Annotated in this window: 13 protein-coding genes and 3 tRNA genes; 6 read left to right on the top strand and 10 right to left on the bottom strand. The window is 44.6% G+C overall.

Features of this window, described 5'->3' with window-relative positions; genetic code table 11:
• Window position 1: 1 nt before the first annotated feature.
• The 3 genes from QVP94_RS19205 to QVP94_RS19215 all read left to right on the top strand — a co-directional run bounded on the left by QVP94_RS19205 (window position 2) and on the right by QVP94_RS19215 (window position 297).
• Window positions 2–75, top strand: a tRNA-Asn gene (locus tag QVP94_RS19205).
• A 31-nt stretch (window positions 76–106) separates the two neighbouring features.
• Window positions 107–180: transfer RNA gene (locus tag QVP94_RS19210), tRNA-Asn, on the top strand.
• Between the two features lie 43 nt (window positions 181–223).
• Window positions 224–297 (top strand) — tRNA-Asn (locus QVP94_RS19215).
• 102 nt (window positions 298–399) lie between these two features.
• Here the strand turns inward: QVP94_RS19215 and QVP94_RS19220 are convergent.
• The gene (locus QVP94_RS19220; RefSeq protein WP_022193264.1) at window positions 400–2,298 is read right to left on the bottom strand and encodes a glycosyltransferase 87 family protein; all 1,899 of its coding nucleotides are present in this window, start codon (window positions 2,296–2,298) and stop codon (window positions 400–402) included.
• 145 nt (window positions 2,299–2,443) lie between these two features.
• On the opposite strand from QVP94_RS19220, the gene trmB reads away from it, so the two are divergent.
• Both trmB and QVP94_RS19230 read left to right on the top strand, forming a co-directional pair.
• Window positions 2,444–3,202, top strand: coding sequence for a tRNA (guanosine(46)-N7)-methyltransferase TrmB (gene trmB, locus QVP94_RS19225; protein ID WP_012056121.1), 759 nt, complete (start codon window positions 2,444–2,446; stop codon window positions 3,200–3,202).
• A gap of 27 nt (window positions 3,203–3,229) precedes the next feature.
• Window positions 3,230–4,339 carry an Mrp/NBP35 family ATP-binding protein gene (locus QVP94_RS19230; protein ID WP_005859141.1) on the top strand — a complete coding sequence of 370 codons (1,110 nt, stop codon included), beginning with the start codon at window positions 3,230–3,232 and terminating at the stop codon, window positions 4,337–4,339.
• A gap of 117 nt (window positions 4,340–4,456) precedes the next feature.
• Here QVP94_RS19230 and QVP94_RS19235 read toward each other — a convergent pair whose 3' ends face one another.
• Window positions 4,457–5,611, bottom strand: a complete 1,155-nt coding sequence (locus QVP94_RS19235; RefSeq protein ID WP_022193265.1) for an acyltransferase — start codon at window positions 5,609–5,611, stop codon at window positions 4,457–4,459.
• A 232-nt stretch (window positions 5,612–5,843) separates the two neighbouring features.
• On the opposite strand from QVP94_RS19235, the gene QVP94_RS19240 reads away from it, so the two are divergent.
• Window positions 5,844–7,013 (top strand): ATP-binding protein, encoded by a 1,170-nt coding sequence (locus QVP94_RS19240; protein WP_005867817.1) that lies wholly within the window; start codon window positions 5,844–5,846, stop codon window positions 7,011–7,013.
• 142 nt (window positions 7,014–7,155) lie between these two features.
• Here QVP94_RS19240 and hutH read toward each other — a convergent pair whose 3' ends face one another.
• The 8 genes from hutH to QVP94_RS19280 all read right to left on the bottom strand — a co-directional run.
• A complete protein-coding gene (gene hutH / locus QVP94_RS19245; RefSeq protein ID WP_022193266.1) occupies window positions 7,156–8,652 on the bottom strand; it encodes a histidine ammonia-lyase in 1,497 nt (498 codons plus the stop codon).
• Between the two features lie 3 nt (window positions 8,653–8,655).
• Window positions 8,656–9,279 carry a cyclodeaminase/cyclohydrolase family protein gene (locus QVP94_RS19250; RefSeq protein ID WP_008772697.1) on the bottom strand — a complete coding sequence of 208 codons (624 nt, stop codon included), beginning with the start codon at window positions 9,277–9,279 and terminating at the stop codon, window positions 8,656–8,658.
• 35 nt (window positions 9,280–9,314) lie between these two features.
• The gene (gene hutI, locus QVP94_RS19255; protein ID WP_005859151.1) at window positions 9,315–10,565 is read right to left on the bottom strand and encodes an imidazolonepropionase; all 1,251 of its coding nucleotides are present in this window, start codon (window positions 10,563–10,565) and stop codon (window positions 9,315–9,317) included.
• 3 nt (window positions 10,566–10,568) lie between these two features.
• Entirely contained in the window at window positions 10,569–11,474 is a 906-nt protein-coding gene (gene ftcD, locus QVP94_RS19260; protein ID WP_022193267.1) for a glutamate formimidoyltransferase, read from the bottom strand.
• Window positions 11,471–13,474: a urocanate hydratase gene (gene hutU / locus QVP94_RS19265; RefSeq protein ID WP_022193268.1), complete on the bottom strand. Its 2,004-nt coding sequence runs from the start codon at window positions 13,472–13,474 to the stop codon at window positions 11,471–11,473. Before hutU ends, ftcD begins: the two co-directional genes overlap by 4 nt.
• A 429-nt stretch (window positions 13,475–13,903) precedes the next feature.
• Window positions 13,904–14,314, bottom strand: a complete 411-nt coding sequence (locus QVP94_RS19270; protein ID WP_005859157.1) for a type II toxin-antitoxin system VapC family toxin — start codon at window positions 14,312–14,314, stop codon at window positions 13,904–13,906.
• On the bottom strand, window positions 14,311–14,553 hold the full coding sequence (locus QVP94_RS19275; protein ID WP_005859159.1) for a hypothetical protein: 243 nt from the start codon (window positions 14,551–14,553) through the stop codon (window positions 14,311–14,313). The genes QVP94_RS19270 and QVP94_RS19275 overlap by 4 nt, the downstream gene beginning before the upstream one ends.
• A gap of 410 nt (window positions 14,554–14,963) precedes the next feature.
• Window positions 14,964–16,109: DegT/DnrJ/EryC1/StrS family aminotransferase (locus QVP94_RS19280; protein WP_288213324.1), on the bottom strand; the 1,146-nt coding region annotated here is incomplete at its 5' end.

The raw sequence follows: 16,109 nt of genomic DNA on the forward strand, positions 1-16,109 counted from the left end.
TTCTTCCTTAGCTCAGTTGGTTAGAGCATCTGACTGTTAATCAGAGGGTCCTTGGTTCAAGTCCAAGAGGAAGAGCGAAAAGACATCGGGAAAGACTGAAAAACATTCTTCTTTAGCTCAGTTGGTTAGAGCATCTGACTGTTAATCAGAGGGTCCTTGGTTCAAGTCCAAGAAGAAGAGCGAAAAGAGTTTTCATATAGAGATTAAAAAGTTAAAAACTGATTCTTCCTTAGCTCAGTTGGTTAGAGCATCTGACTGTTAATCAGAGGGTCCTTGGTTCAAGTCCAAGAGGAAGAGCAAAAAGAGAGATACCTATTAATAGGTATCTCTTTTTTCTTTTGTTCTTTTTCCGTTATTCACAGGGTTTTCAACAGGGTTATTAACAACCCTGTAATCCTCCTACCCTCTCCAAGCGATTAAAAATAAGTTCTTTAATTCTTCCGCAAGGACTCCACGACGCATATTGGGAAGATGAACGTTATCCCGCAAATCAGCGGGCATGTCTTTAATAAGTACATCCGACTCCTGCGAAGCCTTATAAATAAACTCCGTATCAAATAAAAAGCGATTCACCTGAGTTGAGGCCAAGAACGATTTTCCTCGCTGGTTAAAACCTTTCAAACCTCCTTGAGCATCCGTATGCGTTAATCCTAGAAGCGTAAAATTCAATATACGGGAAGCATAACTCATAATCTTTCTTCGAGTACTTAAATGGGTATAATAAGTATGATTCCGCACGGCGATAACGACATCATATCCCGATTCCAACCATTCTACCATCCGGCAGATAGAATCCGTCTCATACGGAAAATCATAATCCGTATATAAAGTAATGGATGAAGTGGAATGAGACAAGCCAGCCCTAACAGCGGCTCCTTTTCCCTTATTCGTATCATAACTTACGATCATCGTATCAGGGAGAGCCTCCAGAAGACGTCCCACCGCATCCTTCGTAAATCCTCTCTTCGAAGCGTCATTCACGACGATAAAACGAAGTGAGCGACCTTTAAGCATCTTTACCAATTCCGCATGTTTCTCGATCATCAGACGTTCCCAGCCTTCTTGTGGGTTATAGCAAGGCAAGATAAGGTCGATCGCCTCCTCTTTACCCGGGAGAGTCTTCGGCCGATGAAGCGGCTCTGAAAAATCCAATGTCAATTGCTCCCATACGATCTTAAACCAGATCAACACACAAGGTAGTGCTTTCAACGCATAAGGAATAACATACGTTTTCCGGATATAACAGGGAAATATATCTGTAGGGGAAAGGGATGTCAGAATAAAACAGAAAACGAATAGTACCGTATTCAAGCCAGGAGTCGTCTTACGGGTAGGCGTACCTATATACCAAAGGCAGACGGCTATCATGGCTCCCAAATATCCGCTATTCTCTGTTCCGGAGCTAAAAAGAACCATGAACAAAAGAGTAGAGCAAAGAAAATGCATGCGGAACCGCCGGTTATCATATTGATTTATCCTAAAATAAGGAGCAATAAATAAAAGTAGCCCGGGGATAACCAACCAGAGATCACTATACGTATTGACTCCCGAAATCTTACGAACCATCCCCAACAAAGAGATATTTGTATAAGGAGTAAATAAATTCTCTACATTCTTATCGAGTAGTACCTCATACCATTTCACGTATTGACTTGCCACATATTGAGGAGACGTATATAACATCGGAAGAACATACAAGACTATGCCCCAGAAAATAAGTCCTTTCAAAAAGGCGATCCGGCGTTTTGAGAATAACAGGAAAGCAAGACCGACAATGCCATAAATCTTAGTCATCGTACCCAAAACGATCATTAGCGCCGCCCAAAACTCCTGTTTCCGCTCAATAAAAATAAACGAGAATAAAATCATGCCGGCTATGGCTATGTTAAATTGCTGCATAAGAACACACGTAAACAACTCATTCAGGCATACCCAAATGACAAACGCCTGTTTCCAATCCGCCAGTCCGAGTTTACGGATAGCCATATAAAGCAGCAAGCTATTCGCGAGACACCATAGCAACATCCCGATATAAGGAGAGAAGAGGGAGAAAGGCGCTATTATAGCCGTAAAAGGGATCCCGTATAAAAACCGATCGTGGTATTCATTCGGATAATATATATAAAGGTCTTTCAACTCTAACGCATGGAAAAAGGAAGCCCTATAAATCATAAAGTTATTATAAGTCCTTCCCACAGGTAATTTCAATAAGCAAGCGACAAGGGCCGTCGCAAACCAAACAAATCCGACAAACCTCGGATTCTTAAATATCGGGCGTCTAAAAAATACTCTCAACATATCCTTTTTTATTCGTTACAACTCCACTTTCAAATAAAACTTCTGACAGCCTATATGTTCAAAAGACTCGCCAACGTATAAAAACCCCTATCTAAAACAGTAGAAAAAACGTAAAAAGCATTTTTTTAAGTATTATCTTCGCGACATGGGAAAGAATAAATTAGCTAAGTTTGACGATATGGCGGGCTATCCGCACGTATTCCAATACCCTTTCGCCGCCCTACAAGAAAAAGGGTTTGATATGAAAGGACAGTGGCATGAACGTTTTTTCAAGAACGATCACCCTATTGTCTTGGAATTGGGATGCGGAAAAGGGGAATATACCGTAGGTTTGGGAAAGCTTTTCCCAAATAAGAATTTTATTGGTGTCGATATCAAGGGAGCACGTATGTGGACCGGAGCGAAAGAATCGCTGGAAGCCGGGATGAGTAACGTGGCTTTCCTACGTACGAGTATCGAATTGATTTCCTATTTCTTCGCTCCGGGCGAAGTAGCCGAGATCTGGATCACATTTCCGGACCCTCAAATGAAAAAGGTCAATAAGCGTCTGACCGGAACCCGCTTCATGAAAATGTATCGGGAAATCCTTTCCGGAGATGGTATTATCCATTTAAAAACGGACAGTAACTTCATGTATACCTACACGTGCGAGATGGTAAAAACGAACCATTATCCCGTATTGTTCAGTACAGACGACCTATATCATTCCAATCTGGCGGATGAGATCTTATCCATCAAGACCTATTACGAGCAACAATGGCTGGATCGTGGCTTAAACATCAAATACATCAAATTTGTTTGTGAGGAAAGGGAACGATTGGTGGAACCTGACGTAGAAATAGAGTTAGATCCTTATCGTAGCTTTAATCGCAGTAAACGAAGCGCTTTGGCTTCTGGTAAATAAAAGAATGACTTAAAAAAATCAACAGATATGACAATCTATCCGAATCTGATTATTGAGGCGTTGAAGAACGTTCGTTACCCGGGTACGGGAAAGGACATCGTTTCCATGGGCCTCGTAGAAGACAACATTCGTATCGATGGTATGAATGTCACCTTCTCGTTATTATTCGAGAAACCAAATGATCCGTTTATCCGTTCCGTAGTAAAAGCCGCGGAGACAGCTATCTTAACCTATGTAAGCCCGGAGGTGAATATCAAGGGAAACATCACGGTAAAAGCCCGTCAGTTAGCTCGCCCGGAACCGGATAAATTATTACCGCAAGTAAAAAATATTATCGCCGTATCTTCCGGTAAAGGAGGAGTTGGTAAAAGTACCGTTGCCGCTAATCTAGCTGTCGCATTGGCTTTACAAGGATATAAGGTAGGATTGCTGGATGCCGATATATTCGGGCCGTCCCAACCCAAGATGTTCAACCTAGAAGAGGCTCGCCCTTATATGGAAGAGGTAGAGGGCAGGGAACTGATCAAGCCGGCCGAAAATTATGGTGTCAAGATGTTATCCATCGGCTTCTTCGTAAATAAAAACGACGCAGTCCTATGGCGTGGAGCAATGGCTAGCAACGCATTGAAGCAATTGATCGGCGACGCCAACTGGGGTGAGCTTGATTATTTCTTAATCGATTTACCTCCCGGAACGAGTGATATCCATTTGACAATGGTACAAACACTAGCGATAACCGGAGCCGTTGTGGTAAGTACGCCGCAAGAGGTTGCTTTAGCGGACGCTCGTAAGGGTATCAGCATGTTCACTGGGGATAAGGTTAATGTCCCTGTTTTAGGATTGATCGAGAATATGGCTTGGTTTACCCCTGCGGAATTACCGGAAAACAAATATTATATATTCGGAAAGGAAGGTTGTAAACGCCTAGCTGAAGAACTGAACGTGCCGTTACTGGGACAGATTCCTATCGTACAAAGTATCTGCGAAGGAGGAGATCAAGGTAAGCCGGTAGCGTTGAACCCGGACTCGATCACAGGTAAGGCATTCCAAGAATTGGCCGAGAATGTAGTCAAGCAGATAGACTATCGCAACGAGCATCTGGCTCCGACAGAGCGAGTGATTGTAACCAAGAAATAAAGATGATTTATACGTATATACGTGTGACCTCGCACGTATATACGTATCGTCCTACACGTACGCTCGCATGGGCCTACGCCTATATACGTATCAGCCTATGCGAACGTACGTATAAATTCAGCCCACAATATACTTGGCTTTCTTACCGCAAATCATTCTGATACCCAACACAATCAGCCAAGATACAGCGAATGCTACCACAGAAGCGGCAGGAATCTGTAAACCCAAAGGGATATTCAAGGCTCTCGCCAACAGCACGCTGGGTCCCGTAAAGAAATAATGTACCATATAGATACCGAAACCGCATATGGTTAAATTCGCCAACATTCGCTTAATCGTATCCGACTTAACATTTACCTTCTTCGCCAGTAAGAAGATAGGAATCGTCATCATCACCACATTGGGAGAACAATAATAGAAGAATAACTCTAACTGTTCCTCCGTGTAAGCAGGCAAAGCGGTCGTATAGCGAAAACCGAAGAAAGTAATGGCATAGCCTACGACAAACATAGGAATGCCTATCCCAACGATCTTTCCTAACGACCAATCATGATTCCGCAGATAATGCCCCAATAGCAAGTAACCGTTAAACCCGGCGAAATAATAAAGCATACTGAATTCATTCCATGAGCATCCACCCCAAATGTAAGGAGATACGAATTCCCGATAATAAGGAATAAACAAAGTCGCTCCCCAACCTGCCAGAAACCATAATTTCGCCTTATCCGAAACTTTCTCGACCCAAGCGGAGAAGATCGGCAAATAAAGATATAAACCTATCAGTAAATAGATATACCACATATGTACATCCAACAATGAGAAATTGAACGGTATCTGGGCGATATAGCCTAAAGACACACTCAACGATTGACGAGTCACCTCTTCTCCCGAATAAGGGAAGAAATCAAGAATAAGTTCCGGCCTCAAACCAAGCAGTCCCGTAAACCAAGGAAATAAATTATAAATAACAGACCAAATCAAGAAAGGCCAGAATACACGCAATATCCTTTTCTTATAGAAAATAGAAGTCTCTTCCCGGACCGGTAGCAACAAGGCTCCCGTAATCATAACGAACAGAGGTACACAAGGACGAAGAAAAGCCCCATAGGCAGCTCCCCAAAACTTAATATCCCCAATAATCGGAGAATCTCCGGGATAGAAATTAAACGGGTCTGTACAATGACAGCAAACAACAGTAAACATCGCGATTAGGCGAACAACGTCCAACCATACGACATGAGTTTTCACGGTAGAGATTTGCTTTTGTTCCATATAAATAACTGTTTCATTCGTAATAGTTGGCGAATATACAAAAAAAGGAATAGTCATACATCGTATCCACGGCTATATAGCTCCGGCTCTCGCTCTTCACCCGACAGAACGGGTGATCGCAACCAAGAATCAAGAAAAGATAACATAAATTGCACCGCAAGTAGTGCAATTCTTTACGAAAAATGCACTATTCACAGTGCAAATTAGTATATTTGCGAAAACATTATAATATATGGATAAGTTACAAACAAGTTTCGATGCGATGTTACGTACTACACCTACCTCATTCCATCGATATATGTTCGACCGCATTAATTGGAACAACCGGCTATTGGGCTTAGTAGGTCCGCGTGGCGTTGGGAAAACTACTTTGATGTTGCAATATGCCAAAGAAAAACTGAACAGAAATACGACCTTGTTCGTCAACGCTGATGATTTGTACTTTTCCAGCCACCACTTAGTGGATTTAGCTGATGACTTCGTCAAGCGAGGAGGGACCCATCTTCTTATAGACGAAATCCATAAATACAAGGACTGGGCCCGCGAGCTAAAACTGATGTATGACTATCACGCGGATCTAAAGATATTCTTCACAGGTTCCTCCATCCTTGATATCAACAAGGGATCGGCAGACCTGAGCCGACGGGCTATCGTCTATTCTATGCAAGGGCTTTCATTTCGCGAATATCTTAATATGTTTCACAACATAGAGATCCAGACCCATACACTAGCCGATATCGTAGAGCACCGCATAGAACTCCCCGAGAAATTCCGTCCTTATGCCTATTTCCAATCCTATCTAGAGAAAGGGTATTATCCGTTCTCGAAAGAAGACCAATTTCATATACGCTTACAACAAGTAATAAACACGACGTTGGAAGTTGATATACCGCAGTATTCAGAAATGAGCATATCAACAGCACGAAAACTAAAGCAATTGCTCACCATCATTGCCCAAAGCGTACCATTCAAACCGAATATGAGTAGCATAGCGATTATGCTAGGAGTGAGTCGCAACAATTTATCCGATTACTTTCTTTATCTCGAGGAATCCGGATTAATCTCCCAACTACGCGATGGAGTCGGTGGCATCAGAGGGCTAGGCAAAGTAGATAAAGTTTATCTGGATAATCCTACTCTTATGTACAATTTGGGGAAGGAAATATCCAACATCGGGAACATCAGAGAAACATTCTTCTTGAATCAAACACGTGTGGAGCAAGAAGTCATCACCTCCCCTATATCGGATTTTCAAATAGCCGACTATACTTTCGAAGTTGGAGGGAAAAATAAAAAGCAAAAGCAACTGCAAGGAATAGAGAACGGCTTCGTTGTAAAGGACAATATCGAACAAGGATACATGAATGTAATCCCTTTGTGGCAGTTCGGGCTCAATTATTAAATCCGCTCATTTAGTTTCATTCGTAATAGTTGGCGAATATACAAAAAGAACACGGAGCACACAGGATACACGGCATCGCACAGATCAATATTACATATCGCAAAACAAATCCGTGTATTCCGTGTGCTCCGTGTTCCTAAAATTAATATACAAAGTCTTTCCTACGAATAAACGCCACCGTACGATGTATTTCCGTGTACATGATAATATCCTCATCGATAAATGGCACCTCTTTCCGGTAATCCTTCAAGAACTTCTCTAATATCGGGGAAGTCCTAGCCGGACGACGGAACTCGATTCCTTGTGCCGCATTCATCAACTCGATCGCCAAGATATGATCCAAGTTGTCCATGATCTTAAACAACTTCGTCGCCGCATTCGCCCCCATACTCACATGATCCTCTTGCCCATTACTGGACACGATAGAATCGCTGCTCGCCGCATAGCAATACATCTTATTCTGGCTTACCATACTAGCAGCCGCATATTGAGGGATCATGAAACCGGAGTTTAGGCCGGGATTAGCGACCAAGAACTCAGGCAATCCCCGCAAACCCATGATCAATTGAGCGACACGACGTTCCGATATATTTCCTAACTCAGCCAAGGCAATCGCCAAGAAATCATAAGAAATCGCCAAGGGCTGACCGTGGAAATTACCGCCGGAAATAATCTTATCCTCCTCCGGGAAGATCGTCGGGTTATCCGTCACGGAATTTACTTCGGTAAGCAGGACATTCGCCACATAATTGATAGCGTCCTTCGTAGCCCCATGCACTTGAGGGATACAACGGAATGAATACGGGTCCTGAACATGTTCCTTTTTCCGGGCGATTAACTCACTTCCCTCCAATAACCGTCGAAAAGCGGCCCCGGTCTCGATTTGTCCGGGATGCGGACGCATCTGCTGGATACAATCCATGAAAGGATCGATACGCCCATCGAAAGCCTCCAAAGATAAAGCGGCGATCAGATCCGCTTTCTTGGACAGGCTAAACGCACGCATCAAGGCGAATACGCCATTGGCGCTCATAAATTGCGTACCGTTCAATAAAGCTAACCCCTCCTTGCTTTTCAGCTTCACAGGCTTCCAAGCGAACTCGTCCAATACGCTGATCGCTTCCCGTTTGCGGCCCTTATAATAAACGTCACCCACGCCGATCAGAGGCAGGAACAAATTCGCCAGAGGCGCCAAATCACCGGAAGCGCCTAAAGAGCCACGATCATACACGATCGGAAGCACGTCATTATTGAAAAAGTCCAGAATACGTTGTACGGTGATCACCTGTACGCCACTATGCCCCAACGAAAGGGCATGCGCTTTCAATAACATCATCAAACGGACGATCACCGGACTAACCTCATCCCCTACGCTACAGGCATGACTTTTCACCAAGTTCTCTTGCAAGGTACTCAATTCGTCCGGAGAGATATTCTTATTGCATAAGGACCCGAAACCGGTAGTAATCCCATACAAAGGCCCCTCCTGTTGCTCGATCTTATGATCCAAGTAATCCCGGCAACGCTGGATGCGCTCCTTCACCTCGGGTGAAAGCTCCAACTTCATATTTTGAGTAAGTATCCGTTCGATTCCCTCAAAAGAGAGAGGCTCGGAACCCACATAATAGACATTGCTCATATGCTATAATTTAGTCTTCACCCAATCCAATAACTTTTGCTCTACACGGATAGCGTTCGCCTCCAGTTCATCCGCTTTCTTCCGCATCATTCCGACGAACACCTCGTCTTGGATGGACGTTAAGTTAATTCGGACATTCAATAAAGCCCCCAATACACAAGTACGGGCAGCCATCATCGCCACGCAAGCATCCGTGACGGCATTCTGATTACCTTTGTGAGCCACATAGATAATCGTCTCCATTACGGAACCGATCTCCTCCGCCACCCTCATCGGAACAATAGCCGCCTCCTTCGTTGCGCTCTGTATCGCATTCGTACGGATCACCTGTTCGTCAGGCGTTTCTTTCGGCAACTTAAAAGCGGAGAATACACGATCATAAGCCTCGCTGTCCTTATCGATATATTCAGTAAGACGTTCACGGATCATAGCCGCCTCGGTAGCGATCGTCTTCATTTGTCCTTCCACTTCCGCATATTTCTTTTTGCCAACAGTCAGATGGGCCACCATCTCTGTCAAAGCTGCCGCTATAGCGCCATTCAAGGCTGATATACTTCCACCACCGGGAACGGGAGCACTACCCGCCGTTTCCGCCAAAAAATCTTTAATTGTCAAGTCTGCTAACATAGTATTTTGATTTAAATGATTCAACAATTCTTATCTTACATCATATAAAGTTCCCCGTCCTTAATTACGGTATCCACGAGATTCATTCCCACATGATAAGGTAGGAACTTATAAGACGGGTATTTCAGCAAGATCACGTCCGCACGTTTTCCCACGCTGATACTTCCAATCTCGGAGGCACGTCCCACAGCTGCGGCTCCATTAATGGTCAATGCCGTTACCGCTTCTTCAGGGGTCATCTTCATATAGATACAGGCCAAGGCTATCATCATCGGGATCGAGGCGGAGAAACAACTTCCCGGATTTAGATCGGAAGCTAAAGCCACCGCGCAACCGGCATCTATCATCTTCCTTGCAGGCGCATACGGCTCATTCAAGGAAAAGGCAGTCAGCGGAAGTAAGGTAGCTACGACACCCGCTCTTGCCAGACGTTTGATGCCTGTGTCCGATATATGTAACAAATGATCAGCACTTACACACTTCAAGGAGGCCGCCAGTTCCGCCCCTCCGAAAGGAACGATCTCATCCGCATGCATCTTCAATTTAAAACGATGATGACGGGCGGCACGAAGCAAGCGCTCACTCTGTTCTAACGAGAAAACGCCTTTCTCACAAAACACATCACAAAATGTAACCGTATGTTCGGCTCGTATGGCAGGAAGAACTTCCTCGATCATATAATCCACATAATCGTCCGTACGACCGGCAAATTCAGGAGGAACAGCATGAGCTCCCAAAAAGGTCGATACGACATCCATCGGATGAGACTCATTCAGGTCCGACATGACACGAAGCTGAACTAATTCTGTTTGCAAATCCAAACCATAACCACTTTTCCCTTCCACTGTGGTAACACCCATGGAGAATAACTCATCCAAACGTTCTTCCCCTCTGTCCCATAGTGTATCGAAATCACTTTCACGGGTAGCTTTCATCGTATTCACGATACCTCCACCACGCTCCATGATCGACATATAACTATCTCCTCGCAATCGCCAAGAGAACTCCTCCTCCCGGTAACCGCCAAAGATAAAATGCGTATGGCTATCTACAAATCCGGGTAACACCGCTTGGTTCTCCGCCCGAATCTCCAAATAATCCTCCGCATGGATGTTTCGAAGTACCTCCTCCGTAGGTCCTACATGCGTAATAACCCCATCAGACATCGCTACGGCTCCATCCTCGATAACGCCTAAATCAGACATCTCCGCTCCCCGTCGCGCCTTATCCCCATGGCAAGTGACGATCTGGGCAGCATTCCTGATTAATATCTTGCTATTCTCCATACGCTATTCCATAATACGGGCTTCCAATACTTGATTCATAGAAAAGTCCTCTAATCCCAAATAGTAAGAGGCCGTATCGATCAACGCCTCCATAGGAACCAAGCCGATAATCTCGCTCCCCACCACCGAAACACCATATCTGCGAGCTTCGATACGAACTAACTCGAAGGCCCGGTACAAGGCCGTACGGGTATAATCGGTCATATTAATAGAGACCTGTACGATACCACGTTCCTTCAACTCAACCCCCATCGCTTTACAATAACGTAAACCTCCGCCGATGAAACGGATTTTCTTCGCTATATCCGTAGCGATCTGCAATTGATTCGTTCCTAAGTTCACATTATAGGCGACCAAAGGCATGCGGGCTCCTATGGCGACCGTACCGGCTGTCGGATGTCTTTCGGCCGGACCAAAATCAGGTTTCCACTCCGGTTGATGGATTTTCTCTGCCATCCCCTCAAACTCTCCTTTACGGATCGCCGCCAGATTCTCCCGATAAGGGGCGGAAGCTGATTTCTCATATAAGAAGACAGGTACGGCATAACGAGTGCCCACTTCCTCCCCTACTTCCTTAGACAAGGCGATCGCCTCTTCCATCGTACATCCGCGAATCGGTATAAAAGGAACAACATCTACGGCCCCCATTCGAGGATGTTGACCGCTATGCTTGTTTAAATCGATCAGCTCAACAGCAACTCCAATGGCCTCCAATACGGCTTGTTTTAAAGCGACTGGCTCCCCTACCACGGTAACAACCAAACGATTGTGATCCTCGTCATTACTATAGTCCAACAGTTTAACACCCGTCTTAGCCCGGAAAGGCGCTACGATCTTATCTATCTTCTCCAAATCCCGTCCTTCACTGAAGTTAGGGACACATTCCATAATCTTATTCCAAGTACTCATACCTTTTTATTTAATGATGTTTGTACGATTTCATGAATAAACGCTTTCTCCGGGATATACGGGAGGGTAATATGATACTGTTCGCCACGATTCTCATTGAAAGTAGCGCTCGTACGCATCGCATTCGGGTTACGAGCCCATGAGCGACGGGCGACACCCCCCATCACGTCCCATATCATAGCGGAACGAAGTATCTCATCCACCCGCTCACTACCATCGAGAACCATACCAAAACCTCCGTTTATCGCCTTACCGATACCAACCCCTCCACCATTATGAAGAGCGACCAAGCTCATACCCCGGGCGGCATTTCCAGCGAAGCACTGCACCGCCATATCAGCCATCACATTGCTCCCGTCCCGTATATTAGAGGTCTCACGGAATGGAGAATCCGTACCGCTCACGTCATGATGGTCTCGTCCCAACATAATCGGGCCTACCTCCCCATCACGTACCATTCGGTTAAACTCAAGGGCGATCTTCAAGCGCCCCTCAGCGTCTTGATATAAGATCCGGGCTTGCGTACCCACCACCAAACGGTTCTTCTCCGCGTCACGTATCCAATTATAATTATCCATATCCTGCCCTCTTCGAGTCGGATCGATACACGCCATAGCCGCATGATCCGTGCGAATCAAATCTTCCGGCTTACCGCTTAAACATACCCAGCGGAAAGGACCGTACCCATAATCAAATAATTCCGGCCCCATGATATCTTCCACATAAGAAGGCCATATAAAACCATCTTTCTCGTCCACACCGTTACGGGAAATCTCATGTACACCGGCATCATAGATCGCTTTCATGAAGGAGTTCCCATAGTCAAAGAAATAGGTACCCCGGGCAACCAGACGTTTGATCACCTCGAAATGTCTCTTCAACGTTTTATCGACCAAAGCACAAAAGTCTTCCCGGTGATGAGCCAATAATTCCGTACGTTCCTCAAACGTCACGCCTACCGGACAATAACCACCTTCATAGACCGCATGACACGAGGTCTGATCACTCAAAAGGTCGATGGAAAGCCCCTGTTTATCGGCATATTCCAATAAATCCACAATATTACCATGAAAAGCGATAGAGATCGGTTCTTTCTTACGAATCGCCTCGTTGGCTAAGGAGAAAGCTTTCCCCATATCATCCGTCACATGCTGGACCCATCCTTGGCATCGGCGTGTCTCGATACGGGAAGCGTCTACCTCGGCGATTATACTGGCAGCACCGGCGATCACAGCGGCTTTAGGTTGAGCGCCACTCATTCCTCCTAAACCGGAAGATACAAACAGATAGCCTCGCAAATCCTTATCTTGTGGAATCCCTAATTTCTTACGTCCGGCATTCAACAATGTATTAAACGTACCGTGTACGATACCTTGCGGGCCAATATACATCCAACCTCCGGCCGTCATCTGTCCATAATTAGCGACTCCCATCTGGGCGGCGATATGCCAATCCTTTTGGTTATCGAACATTCCCACCATCATGGAGTTCGTGATAATCACCCGTGGGGCATCCGGCTTGGAATGAAACAATCCCAGAGGATGCCCGGATTCGATCACCAAGGTCTGCTCCTCGGTCAGCTCCTCCAAATACTTCTTAATCAAACGATATTGCATCCAATTTTGGCAGACCTGCCCAGTCTCGCCATACGTAACCAACTCGTAAGGGTACAAAGCGATATCAAAGCAGAGGTTATTATCGATCATTACTTGAAAGGCCTTTCCCTCGATACATTTACCTTTATATTCAGAGATAGGCTTCGCTTTCAGGTCTCCCTGCGGACGGTAGCGATAACCATAGATCCGTCCCCGGGTCAATAATTCCTCCATGAACTCAGGAGCTAGCTTCTCATGTAATTCAACAGGGATGTAACGAAGCGCGTTCATCAATGCCGTTTCTGTTTGAGCGGGCGTAAGCGAATAGCCGCGATCGGGAGCACGGCGAATACCGGAAACGAAGGAAGGATATTCCGGCAAATAGTTATCAAGATGTATTTCCATAACGTGAATGATTTAGTAGGTGCTTACAATCTGCAAGGAATTTCACGGATTCAGCGCCGACAAGTTAGCGATTATCCAAATCCCAACCAATTATCATTCCATGTTTAGAAGCATAAAAAAGCCCCCGTCTCTCTCATCCTCCCTAAGGGAAAGAAAGACGGGGGCATAATTATAATTGTTCAGTAGTAGAAGTTTTTCCTGATCCATTAGGACCAGCAACAATACAAAGTGTAGGGCGTTTCTCTTTCATTACAAATCACTATTTAGATTCGTTCGATCTATATATCTTCAGTTTTTCTCTCACTTCCTGCATTCTTCGTTTCAGTTCCATCTCCACTCTAAGTGAACTTTCTCGAGCGGCAATAGCTACTTGCTCCATTATATCTTTCCTATCATGAAGTAACTTTAATTAAATGAATAGATTATCAATTAAATCTTCGCTCTATCAATCCAATTCTCTATTTTAAGATGAGGAATACGTTCTAGGTGCTTTACATTTTCTGTAACTAAAATCAAATCATTTGCTACGGCAGAAGCTCCAATCAACAAATCAAAATCATCTATTAAAAGTCCTTGAGATCTCAATGTGCTTTTTAGTTCAGCGAACATAAGCAAAGAACCGTAAATTGGTAAAACTGTAAACTGCGAGATAAAAGATTCTACCTCTTTCAACATTTTATCCTTTCGATTTGAGCAAGTAGCTCCATATAGAAGTTCGGCAATAGTAATTTCAGAAATAAAGCAATATCGCTTCATTTTATCATCAATCTTCTCATTTAAATGAAATTTCCCTTTCATATAGAAGATACATATGTTGGTATCTAAAAGATAACGCCTCATTCGTCAAAAGATTCAATAGATCGCGTTCCCAAAACACGTGCTTTATTAATTTCAGCAATAATCTCTTCTGCACTTTTGTCATCATCCCAAGCGCCAAACGAATCTTGTATGGATGTCTCTTTCTTTTTACCCCTCAAAAGGCTCTCTGAAAGCTTACGAATGACACGCAACTTTATCTCATCGCTAAACGAAGACAATAAATTTATATAACTATCCGCTATTTTCACCGTTGTATCCATAATCTTTTTCTTTTACAGAAACAAATATAATCATTATTGATTATAATACAGTATTTAGTCTACTTTTTTTGCAAGCGTGAACCACCAATACAGCGTACCCAGTATTTATCAACAGGTTAACCATACCAGTTTTTCTGAACAAAATTCAGATTTCTTATTCTTTAACAATTAAGCGGCTGTTTGAGACGGCTTTGTTATCTCAGCATCCTTGCCGTCTCCATAACGACGAACATAGTCACATGGCAAGAACAAAGCGTCCACATTGTTCAACTTGCAACTTTCTACCAAACACAAAAAAAGGTGCATCAAAATGACACACCCTCCTCGTAACAAAAATAAAATCTTTATGATTAGCCTCTACTTAGGCCTACACAGTAAAACGAATTTAACTCATGGAATAGCTGTTAAAATCAACGCTCAATCAAGCCCCTTATACCTCCAACGATATACTCAATATCCCGATCCGTTACATACGGGCCGGAAGGCAGGCACAACCCGACCTTAAACAAAGATTCGCTCACCCCATTCACATAAGCCGGGCAATTCTTATAGACAGGTTGCTTATGCATCGGTTTCCACAAAGGACGGGATTCTATACCCATCGCGTCAAGTCCCATACGCATCGCCTCGACATTGGCATTCGGCTCGCAATCCGTATGTGCGTTAACCGCTACGTAAGCCGGGCAATCTTTATAGACAGGTTGCTTATGCATCGGCTTCCACAAAGGGCGGGATTCTATACCCATCGCATCAAGTCCCACACGCATCGCCTCAACATTGGCATTCGGCTCGCAATCCGTATGTGCGTTAACCGCTACGTGAGTCACGCCACCCGCACCACCAACAGCACCTTGTACCGTTGCTTGATAAGCATTCTCCTGCCCTTTCACCCTCAATAAAGGATCCAAGACAATCGTATTCAACCAATAATTACTATCAAAACGACCGGAAGGATTCTCATGCAAGGTGATCCCTCTCACATCCTTCAACAGCTCCCGATATAAATCACACGTATGCTTATGATGAGCCACATGAGCGTCAGCCACCGTCATCTGACCACGCCCGATACCCGCACAAATATTCGACATCCGGTAATTATACCCGATCCGCTCATGCTGGTAATACGGATAAGCCTCCCGAGCCTGCGTAGCGTAGAACATGATCTCCTGCTTAGCCTCCCCGTCCGGACAAATCAACGCACCACCACCACTGGTCGTAATCATCTTATTCCCATTGAACGACAACACCCCATATTTTCCAAACGTACCCAACATACGTCCATCATAACGAGAGCCAAAACCCTCCGCCGCATCCTCAATGACCGGAATCCCATACCGATCAGCGACCGCCATAATCTCATCCACCTTATAAGGCATCCCATATAAGGCCACCGGTACAATCGCTTTCGGTGTTTTTCCCGTCTTCTCGATACGATCTTTAATAGCCTCTTCCAACAACACAGGATCCATATTCCAAGTATCCACCTCCGAGTCCACGAACACAGGCGTAGCCCCCAAATAAGTGATCGGATGCGAGGAAGCACAGAAGGTAAAGCT

The sequence above is a fragment of the Parabacteroides sp. CAG:2 genome, assembly GCF_000436315.1.
Classification (GTDB): domain Bacteria; phylum Bacteroidota; class Bacteroidia; order Bacteroidales; family Tannerellaceae; genus Parabacteroides; species Parabacteroides distasonis.

Bases quoted from the DNA above. Each gene is read 5' to 3' on its own strand.
- QVP94_RS19220 (WP_022193264.1), bottom strand. From the start codon at position 2,298: ATGTTGAGAGTATTTTTTAGACGCCCGATATTTAAGAATCCGAGGTTT.
- trmB (WP_012056121.1), top strand. From the start codon at position 2,444: ATGGGAAAGAATAAATTAGCTAAGTTTGACGATATGGCGGGCTATCCG.
- QVP94_RS19230 (WP_005859141.1), top strand. From the start codon at position 3,230: ATGACAATCTATCCGAATCTGATTATTGAGGCGTTGAAGAACGTTCGT.
- QVP94_RS19235 (WP_022193265.1), bottom strand. From the start codon at position 5,611: ATGGAACAAAAGCAAATCTCTACCGTGAAAACTCATGTCGTATGGTTG.
- QVP94_RS19240 (WP_005867817.1), top strand. From the start codon at position 5,844: ATGGATAAGTTACAAACAAGTTTCGATGCGATGTTACGTACTACACCT.
- hutH (WP_022193266.1), bottom strand. From the start codon at position 8,652: ATGAGCAATGTCTATTATGTGGGTTCCGAGCCTCTCTCTTTTGAGGGA.
- QVP94_RS19250 (WP_008772697.1), bottom strand. From the start codon at position 9,279: ATGTTAGCAGACTTGACAATTAAAGATTTTTTGGCGGAAACGGCGGGT.
- hutI (WP_005859151.1), bottom strand. From the start codon at position 10,565: ATGGAGAATAGCAAGATATTAATCAGGAATGCTGCCCAGATCGTCACT.
- ftcD (WP_022193267.1), bottom strand. From the start codon at position 11,474: ATGAGTACTTGGAATAAGATTATGGAATGTGTCCCTAACTTCAGTGAA.
- hutU (WP_022193268.1), bottom strand. From the start codon at position 13,474: ATGGAAATACATCTTGATAACTATTTGCCGGAATATCCTTCCTTCGTT.
- QVP94_RS19270 (WP_005859157.1), bottom strand. From the start codon at position 14,314: ATGAGGCGTTATCTTTTAGATACCAACATATGTATCTTCTATATGAAA.
- QVP94_RS19275 (WP_005859159.1), bottom strand. From the start codon at position 14,553: ATGGATACAACGGTGAAAATAGCGGATAGTTATATAAATTTATTGTCT.